Origin of the sequence: Flavobacterium sp. MK4S-17, assembly GCF_009848495.1 — a bacterium.
GTDB lineage: Bacteria > Bacteroidota > Bacteroidia > Flavobacteriales > Flavobacteriaceae > Flavobacterium.
Genome location: NZ_WWEP01000004.1, coordinates 1 through 13,814, shown reverse-complemented (window position 1 = coordinate 13,814; position 13,814 = coordinate 1). Strand labels below are relative to the sequence as shown.

Annotated in this window: 11 protein-coding genes; 7 read left to right on the top strand and 4 right to left on the bottom strand. The window is 36.4% G+C overall.

The window, feature by feature from the left end:
• Positions 1-393 precede the first annotated feature (393 nt).
• Complete coding sequence (locus tag GSF09_RS02310) at positions 394-1,731, top strand: sigma-54 dependent transcriptional regulator (protein ID WP_159799320.1); 1,338 nt, start codon at positions 394-396, stop codon at positions 1,729-1,731.
• Here GSF09_RS02310 and GSF09_RS02305 read toward each other — a convergent pair.
• From GSF09_RS02305 to GSF09_RS02295, 3 genes are all read right to left on the bottom strand, one after another.
• A complete protein-coding gene (locus tag GSF09_RS02305) occupies positions 1,726-4,137 on the bottom strand; it encodes a hybrid sensor histidine kinase/response regulator (RefSeq protein ID WP_159799319.1) in 2,412 nt (803 codons plus the stop codon). The genes GSF09_RS02310 and GSF09_RS02305 overlap by 6 nt on opposite strands.
• A gap of 62 nt (positions 4,138-4,199) precedes the next feature.
• A complete protein-coding gene (locus GSF09_RS02300) occupies positions 4,200-4,541 on the bottom strand; it encodes a helix-turn-helix domain-containing protein (RefSeq protein WP_159799318.1) in 342 nt (113 codons plus the stop codon).
• 281 nt (positions 4,542-4,822) lie between these two features.
• Complete coding sequence (locus GSF09_RS02295) at positions 4,823-5,965, bottom strand: acyl-CoA dehydrogenase (protein ID WP_159799317.1); 1,143 nt, start codon at positions 5,963-5,965, stop codon at positions 4,823-4,825.
• A gap of 89 nt (positions 5,966-6,054) precedes the next feature.
• Here GSF09_RS02295 and GSF09_RS02290 point away from each other — a divergent pair, with 89 nt between their 5' ends.
• Positions 6,055-7,122, top strand: coding sequence for an anhydro-N-acetylmuramic acid kinase (locus GSF09_RS02290; RefSeq protein WP_159799316.1), 1,068 nt, complete (start codon positions 6,055-6,057; stop codon positions 7,120-7,122).
• Here GSF09_RS02290 and GSF09_RS02285 read toward each other — a convergent pair.
• Complete coding sequence (locus GSF09_RS02285) at positions 7,119-7,793, bottom strand: response regulator (RefSeq protein WP_159799315.1); 675 nt, start codon at positions 7,791-7,793, stop codon at positions 7,119-7,121. The two genes, GSF09_RS02290 and GSF09_RS02285, sit on opposite strands and share 4 nt — an antisense overlap.
• Positions 7,794-7,886: 93 nt before the next feature.
• Here GSF09_RS02285 and GSF09_RS02280 point away from each other — a divergent pair, with 93 nt between their 5' ends.
• From GSF09_RS02280 to GSF09_RS02260, 5 genes are all read left to right on the top strand, one after another.
• Positions 7,887-8,678, top strand: a complete 792-nt coding sequence (locus GSF09_RS02280) for a LytTR family DNA-binding domain-containing protein (protein ID WP_159799314.1) — start codon at positions 7,887-7,889, stop codon at positions 8,676-8,678.
• Between the two features lie 187 nt (positions 8,679-8,865).
• Positions 8,866-9,042, top strand: coding sequence for a hypothetical protein (locus GSF09_RS02275; protein WP_159799313.1), 177 nt, complete (start codon positions 8,866-8,868; stop codon positions 9,040-9,042).
• 64 nt (positions 9,043-9,106) lie between these two features.
• A complete protein-coding gene (locus tag GSF09_RS02270; RefSeq protein ID WP_159799312.1) occupies positions 9,107-11,158 on the top strand; it encodes a sensor histidine kinase in 2,052 nt (683 codons plus the stop codon).
• A 55-nt stretch (positions 11,159-11,213) separates the two neighbouring features.
• Complete coding sequence (locus GSF09_RS02265) at positions 11,214-12,440, top strand: Glu/Leu/Phe/Val dehydrogenase dimerization domain-containing protein (RefSeq protein WP_159799311.1); 1,227 nt, start codon at positions 11,214-11,216, stop codon at positions 12,438-12,440.
• 58 nt (positions 12,441-12,498) lie between these two features.
• Entirely contained in the window at positions 12,499-13,713 is a 1,215-nt protein-coding gene (locus GSF09_RS02260; protein WP_159799310.1) for a folylpolyglutamate synthase/dihydrofolate synthase family protein, read from the top strand.
• Positions 13,714-13,814: the final 101 nt, after the last annotated feature.

The window sequence follows — 13,814 nt, the reverse complement described above, 5'->3', positions numbered from 1 at the left end:
GCAGATGGTACTGCATCTTGTGGGAGAGTATGTCGTCGCCTTTCTTTTAAAAGCCCTTCATTAATCATGAAGGGCCTTTTTTGTTTATATATTAATCAATCTTTTTCATTTCATTGTGGAAATTTCTACAGCCACTTGTGGAAATTCTACAATTTTAAATTAAAAAGATTATTGATTTACACTCTTTTTCCGTATTATATTTTTTGGCATAGTATTTACATATACTTATATATAGCGATATTTAATTAACAATATATAGTAAGGTGATTGAAGAATTTTATTCTTCGCAAAAAGGAGGTGTGAAAACATCTCCTTTTGTTTTTATTAACATTTAAAAATCTTAAATGCGCTAAATTTGCACTAGCCGATTTTATAAATATTTATCTGTTTCTAATGAGTTCAAAGATACTGGTGATTGATGACGATACTGCCTTTTGTGTTATGCTTAAAACTTTTTTGCAAAAAAGGGGTTATGAAGTAGTTAATGCTTTCAGTGCAAATGAGGCAGAACAGCAAATTAAAAAACAGTTTTTTGATGTTGTACTAACGGATATAAGATTGCCTGACAGTGACGGGCTTTATATTTTAAAGCTGGTTAAAGAGATTTCTTTTTCTACAAGCGTGATTTTGATGACAGGCTATACAGATATAAAGACTGCAGTGAGTGCCATGAAATCAGGAGCGTTTGATTATGTTGGCAAGCCTATTAATCCTGATGAGATTTTATATACTATCCAGCAGGCTATTTCCAAAAAGGCAACGGCAAGTAACTTACAGGATAAACCTAAAAAGATAAATAATGAGGATTTACCTTTTGTAAGGGGTGTGAGTGAGCAGGCAATAATGCTTCAGGAACATATCAATCTTGTAGGGCCAACCAATATGTCAGTACTTATTATTGGTGACAGTGGTACAGGAAAGGAGTATATAGCACATTCCATACACTCAAAAAGTAAAAGGGCCAACAAGCCTTATATAGCTGTTGATTGTGGCGCAATACCAAAAGATTTAGCATCCAGTGAATTTTTCGGGCATATTAAAGGTTCATTTACCGGAGCGGTGAGTGATAAAACAGGCCATTTTGAAGCCGCAAACGGGGGCACCTTGTTTTTAGATGAAGTTGGCAACCTTTCCTATGAAGTACAGGTACAGCTTTTAAGGGCTTTGCAGGAGCGAAAGATTAAGCCAGTGGGCAGTAATAACGAAATTTCTGTTGATATACGGGTTATAGCTGCTACTAATGAAGATTTATATGAGGCAGTAAAGCGCGGTGATTTTAGGGAAGACCTTTACCATAGGCTAAACGAATTTTGCATACGTGTGCCCAAGCTTTCTGAAAGGCATCAGGATATCATGCTATTTGCCAATTATTTTCTTGCACAGGCTAATACCGACCTTGAGAAAGAGGTTGAAGGTTTTGATAAAGAAGTTATTGAACTGTTTAAGGATTATGACTGGCCCGGTAATTTAAGGGAAATGAAAAATATTATAAAAAGGTCAGTTTTGCTGTCAAAATCCAACTTAATCAGCCTTGAGGTGCTGCCCCAGGAAATGCAGGAGGCCCCTAAAAATGTTTCGTTACTTTCCAATTATACAAAAGCTAATGAGGAAGAGGCAATTAAACAGGCATTGGAAAAGGCTAATTATAATAAATCCAAAGCTGCCAAGTTGCTTGATATTGACAGGAAAACTCTGTACAACAAACTGAAGTTATATAATATTGATTTATAAATTTACTTCTTCTGCAAGATTTTCTACAAGCGTTTCAAGCCTGCAGCATATATTGCTTATATATTCCTTCATTTCTTGCGTGCTGTATTCAAGTGTCCTGTCTTCCAAAGGAATCAGCATTTCAGCAATAGTAAAAACTTCCATTTGTTTTAGCATAGGAATCATTTTATGAGCAGTTTCCGCAAGCCGGTCTAAATTATCATTACCGGCGGCTTCTTTAAGTATGATACAATTTTCATGCACGCTTGCTATAAAAGTACTTATTATTGTTTTAAGGGAGTCCGGGTCGTTAAGCGTAAACTGTGAAAGGCTTTTAAGATTATATAAGGGCTGAATTGTATCAGGCTTGCTTACAGATAGCCCTACTGTTTTATCATTTCCAAAAATATTTGATATTAAAATAATAAGTTGTTCAAACTGTACAGGTTTTGGATGGTTGGCTGTAAATCCTTTATTGGTATAATCTTGTCTTGTTAAATCCCTCCTGCCTGAAAGTGCTATTACAGGGAGGTTATTTACATATTCATCCTCATGGCTGCGGATTGATTTTACCAGCTCAAAACCATCCATTACAGGCATTTGTACATCACTTATCAGCAGGTCAAATTTCTTTTCCTGTAGCAAAGCCAGTACACGTTTTGGGTTATTTTCCGTAACAATATCTAAAGGATAGTTTCCAAATAGCTCCCGCATTAGCGTTAGCTGCACTGCATCATCATCAATAAGCAGTATTTTTTTATTTTTTAGAAATGGAATAATATCATCGTCCTGTTTTTCTTCCGTAGTTTCAGGAATAGTATCATCTATAAGGGCCGGTATGGTTACAGTAAATATAGAGCCCTGGCCCTCCTCACTTTCAAGGTTAATTGTTCCTCCCAGCAGTTCAATAATTTTTTTAGATATAGTAAGGCCCAGTCCGGTTCCTCCAAATTTCTTTTCTATTCCAGTGTGTGCCTGTGTAAATTCTTTAAATACATCCTGCTGCCTCTCTCTGGCAATGCCGATACCGGTATCTAATACAGAAATTATTACAGTGTTGTTTTCCTGCTTGGCTGTTACCTCAACAGACCCTTCATGGGTAAATTTTACAGAATTACTTATAAGGTTGGTAAGCACCTGTTTAATGCGGTAAGGATCGGACAGGAAGTTGTTATTAAGTTCCTCGTCAATATCCCAGTTAAGCTCAATATTTTTTTTAAGTGCAATAGGCTCAAGGGTGCGGCAAATACCTTCTATTAGCCCTTTCATGTTAAAGCCTGAATTCTGTATAGTAATGCGGTTATTTTCCAGTTTTGAAAAATCCAGCAGGTCATTAACCAGTTTTAATATATAATCTGTAGATTCTTTAATATTATCAAGATACTGCTTTTGTTTTGCATTTATGCCTGAGCTTTTAATGAGGTCATGAAATCCTATTATGCTTCCCAGTGGCGTTTGCAGGTCATGCGTTACTGTAGCCATAAGCATGGACTTTGTGCGCAGCAGTTCCTCATTTTCATTATTAAGCAATTCAAGCTGTTTCCTGTAGTTTTGGTTGGTAGTAAGGTCGCGTATTATAATCCAGGCAAATACTATAAGCAGGAAAAGGCTGAATGCACCTATCCAAGCCATTTTTTCAACAGTACCGGAAATCACTTCCTGGGATTCCCTGATTTTAGAGTAAGATTTTTGCAGGAAATCGTTTTCAATTGAGGAGAGTATTACACGTAACTGATCAGAGATTATACGGTTTTCATCCAAAAGCTTTTCTTCCTTGCGGTTAAGCTGGTAGCGCTGACGGGTATCTTTAACCAGGCGCGTGGTTAATATGTTATCAAACGCTATGGCAAGCGAATCATTAGATACCGGAAGTTTGCTCAGTGAGTCCATCTGGCTTGGGGTAAGCAATGCGCTAATCAGTTTTTGCCACTCATAGCGGTCTTCTGTCTTAACGGGCTTAACAAGGCTTAAAATAGAATCTTTGGCACTGTATATTCCATCTATAGCGCTGGCGTAGGCTTTTTCAGGAGAGTTTTTCTTTCGGAACAGTATAATTTCGTTAATACTGTTTTTTTTTCTTTGAAGCAGTATTTGTATAGAGTCAAATTTATTTTTCTGGGAATCTTCAACTTCACCCTTTATGCCTTCAATTTTAGTATTGATGCTGTCAATAGTAGCGTTGTATTGCAGGTGGTCTTTACTGGAAAGTGTAAGTATGGCGCTTCTTCCTAATGCTTCAGAGGCATAAAGGTCGGCAATGGTATTGCTTATTTTTATTATAGTGCTGTTATCTTCGTCGGTACGCGAAGGGGCGGCAATTTTTACTATTTCAGTGTAAAAAAACCATATTGAGGCTACCGCTATGCAAAAGAGCAGTATGTAACCTGTTATAACTTTATATTTAAGTGCTTTTGGCTTTTGTACCATCAGATAAAAATAACCATAATTATCATAAACGGTACTATAGGGGTAAAAGTATGTTTAACCTGTTAGCTTCTTACCATAACCCTTAAAAAACTTATCTCTTCCTTAAGGTGTTGTACTTCTGAACGCAGGCTGTCTACCAGTATATCATATACTTCCTTGCTGGTATGGGCAAAATTTTCTGAACTGTTACCGGAGCCTACAGGTGCAACATCGTTAAATATGTAATGAATATCTACATCCAGAATCCTTACAATTTTAAGTAGCTTAACAACGTTTAGCCTCCTGTCGTCTTTTTCAAGGCGGCCATAATTACTTTGTGTAACATCAAGGTGCATAGCCATCATTTCCTGGGTTATGCCTTTTTCTTCCCTTAACTTTTTAATTCTTTGCCCTATAATATTCATTTTTGCACTTTGTTAATTAATTAAACGCTATTTAAATTTTGGTTGCTTAAGTGTTTTATATGACAAATAATAAATAATAAGCTGTCATTTTATTTACTGTAAATATAATAAGTGATGCAAAAAATCAAAAAAAGGGTGGTATTTAATCGTTGTAATGTTACTTTTATACGTTGAATGGTTAAATAAATTATAATTATATAATTATATTGAAATAGTTGTTTTTTAAATATCCAGGTTTGATAGCATTAGTGATAAAAAAACCTCCCGTTGGGAGGCTTTTTTTATTCAGCAATTATTGCTCTTGATATTACGATTTTCTGTATTTCAGAAGTGCCCTCATAAATCTGTGTTATTTTGGCATCACGCATAAGCCTTTCTACATGGTATTCCTTAACATAGCCATTACCACCATGTATCTGTACTGCTTCAATAGTAGTATCCATTGCGGTTTTGGAAGCGTGTAATTTTGCCATTGCGCCGCTAAGGTCATAATTAAGGTGGTTGTCCTTGTCCCATGCAGCTTTAAGGCAAAGATGGCGTGCAGCTTCAATTTGCACCGCCATATCGGCAAGTTTAAATGCTATAGCCTGGTGGTTGCATATTTCTGTTCCGAAAGCTTTTCTTTCTTTTGAATATTTAAGAGCCAGTTCATAAGCTCCTGAAGCAATACCCAATGCCTGCGATGCAATACCTATACGGCCGCCGGCAAGTGTTTTCATTGCGAATTTAAATCCGAATCCATCTTCACCAATCCTGTTTTCCTTAGGAACTTTTACATCGGTAAACATTAATGAATGTGTATCAGAACCACGTATGCCCAGTTTTTGTTCTTTCGCCCCAATTTCAAATCCGGGCATGCCTTTTTCTACAATAAGTGCGTTAATGCCCCTGTGCCTTTTTTCTGTATCGGTTTGTGCTATTACAAGGAAAACATCTGCGGTGCTGCCATTGGTTATCCAGTTCTTGGTGCCGTTAAGCAGGTAATGGTCGCCCTTATCTATAGCAGTGGTTTTTTGTGATGTTGCATCGCTGCCCGCTTCCGGTTCAGATAGGCAGAAAGCCCCTATAATCTCCCCGGCAGCAAGGCGAGTAAGGTATTTTTGTTTTTGTTCTTCGGTACCATAGGTTTGCAGCCCCCAGCACACTAAGGAGTTATTGACTGACATTACAACCGAAGCTGAAGCATCTATCTTTGAAATTTCTTCCATGGCAAGCACATAAGAAATAGTATCAAGGCCGCTGCCTCCATATTTTGGATCAACCATCATCCCCATGAAGCCAAGCTCTCCCATTTTCTTAATCTGCTCGGCGGGGAAAATTTGTTTTTCATCCCTTTCTATTACACCGGGTAAAAGTTCTGCCTGTGCAAAATCCCTGGCAGCTTTTTGTATCATCAGGTGTTCTTCAGTAAGTTTAAAATCCATGATTATTCAGAATTTACATTTTTGTTTTATGGTGCCCAAATGTAACCAATAATTAATAATTTTTCAATATGAATAACTAATTTTGACAGATGATTAAAAAAAACTATAACGTTTTAGGAATTATGTCTGGCACATCGCTTGATGGTGTGGATTTGGCATATATACATTTTACTTATACCAACAAATGGCAGTTTGAAGTAATACATGCCGAAACGGTACCTTACACTGATAATTGGGTAAATAAATTAAAAGATGCAGTAACTTTAAATAATAAGATGCTGTATGAGTTGAATAGTGAATATACCGCCCTGCTTGCAAATGTTATAAATGATTTTGTAAAACGCAATGCTTTAACCGGCCTCGATTTTATAGCATCTCACGGGCATACGGTGCTTCACCAGCCTGAAAATGGTATAACGCTGCAAATTGGCAATATGCCCCAAATCGCCCGTCTTGTCAATAAAACCGTTGTGTGCGATTTCCGTGTTCAGGATGTAGAAATGGGAGGGCAGGGTGCACCACTTGTGCCCATAGGCGACCGCATTTTATTTAGCGAATATGAGTGCTGCCTTAACCTTGGGGGTTTTTCCAATATATCTTTTGAAGAAGATGGTGAGAGGATTGCATTTGATATTTGCCCTGTAAATACAGTGCTTAACTATTATGCGGGCAAATTAGGGGTGAATTTTGACCAGGGTGGCAATATAGCTAAAAGCGGCAGAGTTATAAATGAATTGCTTGACGAACTTAACAACCTTGATTTTTATAAGATGCCTTATCCTAAGTCGTTAGGGTTTGAATTTGTAAAATCAGTAGTTTTTCCTGTTATTGATAAATATGACTTACAGGTAAATGACATATTATGCACTTTTTCTGAACATATTGCCGTGCAGATTGCTCATGTTATAAATAATATAGGTAAAAAAAGCGTACTAATAACGGGGGGCGGGGCTTATAATACTTTTATAACAGAACTGCTGCAGCATAAATTAAAATTTGCAACGATTACAATACCCGACGATAATACCATACAGTTTAAGGAAGCTATAATTTTTGGGTTATTAGGTGTTTTAAAAATAAGGGATGAGATTAATGTGCTTTGCAGTGTAACCGGTGCTGTTAAAAACCATAGCTCAGGAAAAATTTACCATCCTTAAAGTATCCCCATTTTTTTAATAGCTTCCACAAGCTCATGGTCATCGCCACCCTTGCCCTGTAACAGCATGTTTTTCATCCTGTCGCGGCGTTTTTCAATCGCACTCAGTGAAAGCGGTACATAATTAGGTATATTTTTAGTAAGGATTCCTTCAGAAAGTCGCATCAATATCTGCTTATCATAATTATCAAGTTTGTAAGCATCAAAAACTTTGTCCTTTAAAGACTTTACTATTTTACTGCTCAAATAATTATCACCCGAAAAAATGATTTTAAACGCATTTAGAAATTCATCTATATCAATATCACTTTTGCATAGTATACCCTGTGGGTTAATTTCCTTAATCAGCCTGTCAACCAAGGCAGATTCACTGTGCATGGTAAGTATTATAATAATGCAGTCGGGAATCATTTCCCTTAAAAGTATACCCAGGTCAAAACCGGAATTAATATTTTTATCAGGATAAGGCGGGAGGCTTAAATCCAGATAGGCTATATTAAAAGGTTTTCCATTATTTTTTGAGTCAATAATATATTCGTAGGCTTGTTTGCAATCTAGCGCTTTTGTAAAAACCAGTTCATGGTTTTCAAATTTTTCTTCGGATAATACATTTATATATCCGTCAACGGTCATAGGGTGGTCGTCAACGATTAAGATATTCAGCTCCTGCATAAAAAAATCATATAATCAAATTTAACAAATTTACTCCCAGATAAGAGTTAAGAACCATAAACTTTTTAAATTGCGTAATCAATATAATCTATTTTGAGGTACAACTACCTGATCCTGGATGACGACACCAATAACCTAAAAGAAACCTTGCATGCTTTGCAGGGTTTCAGCCAGTTTATATGTATTGCCACATCGGTTACAGCAGATGACGCACTAAATAAAGTACTTGACCTGGCACCTGATTTTGTTATCATTACACTCAATTCAAAAAGTAAGCCACAACAGGATTTTTTTTCACTTATTAACGATTTACACCGTTACTTAAATGTGTTGCCTTATTTTATAGTATTGAGTGACAGTAAACAATATGCCTATGAAGCATTAAAGGCCGGGGTTTATGATTACCTGCTTATTCCTATAGTAACTACAGAACTTAGAAAAAGCTTATTAAAGATACAAAAAAAGCTTGCTTTAATTCATAAAATAGATAATTATGTAGTGGAAGAGCCTATAGAGATAGAGGAACACAATACTATAGAGGGTAAAATATCTAAAATATGCATTAAATCGTATGGTGATTACCAGTTTATAGACCTGGATGACATTATATACCTTAAAGCAGATAATAACACTACAGATTTTTATTTAAAAAGCGGTAAACAGTTAACAGCCTATAAAACACTTAAACACTACGAATTAAATCTTCCGGAATTTTTTTACAGGGTGCATAATAGTTATATTGTTAACAGTAATCATATATCAAGAATCAATACTGGAAAATCGCTTTGCTATCTTGATAATAATAAAGTCAGTATCTCATTTTCCCGCACTTATAAAGAGAATATAGACAGGATAATTGAAGTTATTGCACCAGAGTATTTATAAGTTAATTATTTACCCTGCAAACATGTCGTTTCACTAGTAAAATAGGGCGTTTTACAAAACCTTCCAAATTTCATGAGGTTAAGTAACAGTACGTCTCTATCTTTGCTTCATAGTTTTAAGAAAGGGGCTTAAAGCTTATTTAAATAATGAATAAAAAACACTAATAAATTACTTAAAATTTACTATCATGAAAAGGACTATTTTAACTCTTGGGCTAATTGCTTTTTTAGGTTTATCTGCAGCTTCTTGCTCAGCTGATGACAGCGACATGCAGACTACACAGGCTGACGATGTTCAGACAGGAAATATAGGAACAATTGACAATGGAGATAGAGAGCTTCCTAAGCCACCAATGAGGCCATAAGCTTTTATTTCATAAAAATATTTATTTTTGAGGCAATAGTACAAACACTATTGCCTCAAAAATTTTGAAAAACTACCAACTTTTATTAGCACTGCTGGGCATTTTTCTAGTTGCCGGATCCTGCAAAAGGGAACTGAAAAAAGACACTGTTTCTAAAACCCGTATAGAAAAACAGCTAGACAGAGGCGAAATGGCATACAGTGTGCCTGAACTTGGGGAAAAAATTATCGATTCTGTTATAACAGAATTAGCAGGTAATAAAAACGATTCTGTCAATCGTTACTTTTACCGAAGGGCAGCTACAGCCTATTATAACATGAACCTGTATGATAAATCTTTACATACAGCCAGGAAAATATATAATTTAGCGTCACAGGCCCAAGACACTGTCGATATGGCCAAATCCTTATTTTATATTGGTGAATCTTTTTATGGCAGGGCAAATAACGACAGCGCATTTTATTACTATGCCCAAGCCGAAAACTTGTATAAAAATTTAGATGATACCCGAAGCCTTGGCGAAATTGTGCTATACAAGGCTTATGTGTATTACAATATTGGTGAATATGTGCTTTGCGAAACCGAAGCAATAAGAGCATGGAAACTCCTTTCAAAAGATGATCGCCCCACTGATATATATAATTGCTATAACCTGATTGCAACTGCGCTTGATGGCCAAAATAATAATAATGACGCCCTTACTTACTTTAAACTCGCCCTTAAAGAAGTTGAAAGGTTTAAAGAAGAAGGTTATTCAGAAGATGTAATTGCATTATACAGAGTTACATGTTACAATAACATGGGCTTGGTTTATATTAAAATGGGCGACTATAAAAAAGCCATTTCAATATATAATAATGCGTTAAAAACCGGCAATGTTAAGGATATAAGTGCAAGTTTATATGCAAAATTAATAAACAATCTTGCTTATGCTAAATTTAAGGATAAGGATTACTCACAATTGCCCGATTTGTTTTTTAAATCTTTAGCTTTAAGAGACAGCCTTAATAATAAGTCAGGCATTATTACGAGCAATATCAATATTGGGGAGTATTATCTTTCACAACAGGATACTCAAACAGCTATAACTTATTTTAAATCTGCATATAATGATGCAAATGAAATAAACAGCAACTATGATGTGCTTAATTCCCTCAAATTTCTGTCTGAAATTGATAAAGCAAACAGCGCATACTACTCTGGTAAATATATAACGGTTAGCGACAGCCTTCAGGAAATTGCAAAGGCAAACCGCGATAAGTATGCCCGTATAGAATATGAAACGGACAGGCTGCAGGACGAAAAGGAAGCTTTGGTTAAAAAGAATAGCTTTATTATAGGTGTTTCTGCAGTAATATTATTATTTATCGCTGCCATATTTATTATCTATTACCTTAATTCAAAAAATAAGGAACTGATGCTTGTTCAGGAACAGCAAAAAGCAAATGAGGAAATTTTCCAGTTGATGTTTGAGCAGCAGAATAAAATTGATGATGCCCGGAGCGAAGAAAAAAACAGGATTGCAATGGAGCTGCATGATGGTATATTAAATAATATATATGCCGTGCGGCTTAACCTGGAATTTAGTAACCGTAAGACTGATGATGAAACTATTGAAAAACGCAAGGGCTATATAAAACAGCTTCAGGGTATTGAAACCGAAATCAGGAGCGTGTCGCACGATTTAAGCAGGTCGGCCGAATTGCAGCAGGACAAAAGCTTTGAGAATATACTTGAATTTATGATTGAGTCACAGAAAAATAATTTTGAAACGCTGTTTGAGGCTCATATAGATAAAAATATAGACTGGGAAAATATGTCGAATATTGTTAAGGTAAATATTTACAGGATTGTACAGGAGGCATTGCAAAATGTAAATAAATATTCAAATGCAAAACATGCAAAGGTTTATGTTAAAGAGAAAGGAAACACCGTTAATGTTACAATAGAGGATGATGGTGTTGGCTTTGATACAGAAAATATGCAGGGCGGCATAGGGTTAAAAAATTTACGGAAAAGGGCTGATGCTTTAAATGGAGTGCTGAATATTACATCACAACCTGGTGAAGGCACTGTTATTAAGGTTTCATTTCCTAAAGAAACCTTTAAAAAATAAGAAATTCTCAATTATATGTTTTATATATTTGCATCGATTTAATAAAACACAACAAATGAAAGATTTATTAGCAAAATTCGAAAATAAACAACCTGAAATAATATTTAACTGGAAAGATTCTGAAACTGAAGCCGAAGGGTGGACTGTTATCAACTCATTGAGGGGTGGTGCTGCCGGCGGGGGTACCAGGATGAGGAAAGGGCTGGACATGAATGAAGTATTGTCGCTTGCCAAAACCATGGAGGTTAAATTTACTGTATCAGGGCCTGCCATTGGCGGTGCTAAGTCAGGTATTAATTTCGATCCTAATGATCCGAGAAAAAAAGGTGTTTTGCAGCGTTGGTATAAAGCGGTTTCACCTCTGCTAAAAAGTTATTATGGAACAGGGGGCGACCTTAATGTGGATGAAATTCATGAAGTGATACCAATTACCGAAGAATGTGGCGTGTGGCATCCGCAGGAAGGCGTATTTAACGGGCACTTTAAGCCTACTGAGGCTGATAAAATAAACAGGATTGGGCAGTTACGCCAAGGCGTGATTAAAGTTATAGAGAACCCGGCTTTTTCACCCGATGTAAACCGAAAATATACAGTTGCCGACATGATTACCGGTTATGGTGTTGCAGAAGCTGTGCGCAATTATTATGAAATATATGGTGGTTCTGTAAAGGGTAAAAAAGCCATAGTACAGGGATTTGGCAACGTGGGTTCTGCGGCGGCGTTTTACCTGGCAGAAATGGGAGTAAAGGTAGTAGGTATAATAGACCGTGAAGGCGGTGTTTTAAATAAAGAGGGCTTTAGCTTTGAAGAAATAAAGCAAATGTTCCTTGATAAGGATGGTAACAAACTGGTAGCTGGTAACATGATTCCTTTTGAAACCATCAATGAAGAAATATGGAAAATTGGAGCTGAAATATTTGCGCCATGTGCCGCATCAAGACTCGTTACAAAAGAACAGGTGGAAAATATGGTAAATGCAGGGCTTGAGGTTATTTCCTGCGGTGCAAATGTGCCATTTGCAGATAAAGAAATATTTTTTGGCCCCATAATGGAGGCTACAGATAATAAAGTGAGCCTTATCCCTGATTTCATTTCTAACTGTGGAATGGCAAGGGTCTTCGCTTATTTTATGGAGAAAAAAGTAAGCATGACTGACGAGGCAATTTTTAATGATACTTCAGGTGTAATAAAAAAAGCCATTCAAAATGTATATAATCACAATAAATCTAAAACAGGTATAAGCAAAACGGCTTTTGAAATAGCTTTAAAACAGCTTGTATAAATATAGCAGCTAAACATTAATTTTAATGGCAGGTTTATAATCTGTCATTTTTTTATTTATGACGTATCAGGAAACAGTACAATGGATGTTCAGCCGCCTGCCTATGTATCAGCAGCAGGGCGCGTCTGCCTATAAAAAAGATCTTACCAATACCTTATTGCTAACTAAGCATTTGGGCAATCCTGAAAAAAGGGTAAAGACTGTCCACATTGCCGGTACAAACGGCAAGGGTTCTGTATCCAGTATGCTGGCTTCTGTATTGCAGGAGTCGGGATATAAAACAGGGCTATATACCTCTCCTCATTTAAAAGATTTCAGGGAACGGATAAAAATAAACGGTAAAGATATCCCCGAGGGCTTTGTGTGCGATTTTATAGAAGAAAACAAATCATTTTTTGAGCTGAACCAACTCAGCTTTTTTGAAATGACTGTTGGCCTGGCATTTGATTATTTTGCAAAGGAGGAAGTAGATATAGCTGTAATTGAAACCGGGATGGGGGGCAGGCTTGACTCTACCAATGTAATTACACCGCTGCTTTCAGTTATTACGAATATCGGTTTTGACCATACCCAGTTTTTAGGTGATACTATACCACTTATAGCTGCAGAGAAGGCCGGTATTATTAAACCTGGTATTCCAGTGGTGATTGGCGAATATAATGTTGAAAGCAAGGAGGTTTTTACAAATAAGGCCAAAGAATGTAATTCTATAATATATTTTGCGCAGGATGAGGTGTTGCCTGATTATGAATCAGATTTAACTGGCGACTACCAATTTAAAAATAAGAGAACTGCTTTACTGGCGATAAAAATATTACAAACTCATTTTATAATTTCTGAGGATAACATTAAACAAGGTTTTTTAAATGTTTCAGGAAATACAGGATTTGCAGGGAGGTGGCAGCAGATACATGCTGAACCAAGGGTTGTTTGTGATACAGCACATAACCCCGATGGGCTCAAAATTGTTATGAGCCAGCTAAAAAAGCAGGTTTATGATAATCTGCACATAGTTTTTGGGGTTGTAAACGATAAAAATTTGAATGAAGTGCTGCCGCTATTGCCTAAGCAGGCAATTTATTATTTTTGCAGGCCCAATGTATTACGTGGTCTTGATGCTGAGGTATTAAGTAATGAGGCTGCTAAATTTGGACTAAAGGGTGAAGTGTACCCTTCAGTTACAGCAGCTTATAAAGCTGCCTTGCTTAAAGCAGCATCTAATGATTTTATATATATAGGAGGCAGTACATTTGTAGTAGCAGAAATTTTATAATTTTTTAATGGAATGTTTGCAAATACAAAAAACTGCTTTATATTTGCACTCGCATTTAGGGCGATTAGCTCAGTTGGTTCAGAGCATCTGGTTTACACCCA